Annotated in this window: 1 protein-coding gene; it reads right to left on the minus strand. The window is 62.8% G+C overall.

From position 1 onward, the window contains the following. Nucleotides 1-987 (minus strand): PEP-utilizing enzyme (locus PSEMO_RS31245; protein ID WP_256721290.1); only part of this gene is annotated, 987 nt, incomplete at both ends.

Genomic DNA, 987 nt, shown 5'->3' on the forward strand with positions numbered 1-987 from the left:
ACGACTCGCTGATGTAGCGCGACGCACCGCGGAAGCCCAGCATCGGGTTCTCTTCTTCCGGCTCGTACAGCTTGCCGCCGATCAGGTTGGCGTATTCGTTGGACTTGAAGTCCGACAGACGCACGATGACCTTCTTCGGCCAGAACGCCGCGGCCAGGGTGCTGATGCCCTCGACCAGCTTCTCGACGTAGAAATCGACCGGGTCGTTGTAGCCGGCGATGCGTTTGTCGACGCTCTCTTTCAGCTCTTGCGGCAGGCCCGCGTAGTTCAGCAGTGCTTTCGGGTGCACGCCGATCATGCGGTTGATGATGAATTCCAGACGGGCCAGGCCCACACCGGCGTTCGGCAGCTGGGCGAAGTCGAAGGCACGGTCCGGGTTGCCGACGTTCATCATGATCTTGAACGGCAGGTCAGGCATGGCGTCCACGGAGTTCTGACGCACATCGAAGCCCAGCTCGCCTTCGAAGATGAAACCGGTATCGCCTTCGGCGCAGGAAACGGTCACGCCCTGGCCATCTTTCAGGACCTGGGTCGCGTTGCCGCAACCGACCACTGCAGGAATACCCAGCTCACGGGCGATGATCGCCGCGTGACAGGTACGGCCGCCGCGGTTGGTGACGATGGCGCTGGCGCGCTTCATCACCGGCTCCCAGTCCGGGTCGGTCATGTCGGAGACCAGCACGTCGCCCGGCTGGACCTTGTCCATTTCCGATACGTCGTGGATCACGCGGACTTTACCGGCGCCGATGCGCTGACCGATGGCACGACCTTCGACCAGCACAGTGCCCTTCTCTTTCAGCAGGTAGCGCTCCATCACGTTGGCGCTGGCGCGGCTCTTCACGGTTTCCGGACGGGCCTGGACGATGTACAGCTTGCCGTCGTCGCCGTCCTTGGCCCACTCGATGTCCATCGGACGCTGGTAGTGCTTCTCGATGATCATCGCCTGCTTGGCCAGCTCGGCCACTTCGGCGTCGGTCAGGCAGAAAC

The organism is Pseudomonas putida (genome assembly GCF_001941965.1).
Classification (GTDB): domain Bacteria; phylum Pseudomonadota; class Gammaproteobacteria; order Pseudomonadales; family Pseudomonadaceae; genus Aquipseudomonas; species Aquipseudomonas putida_L.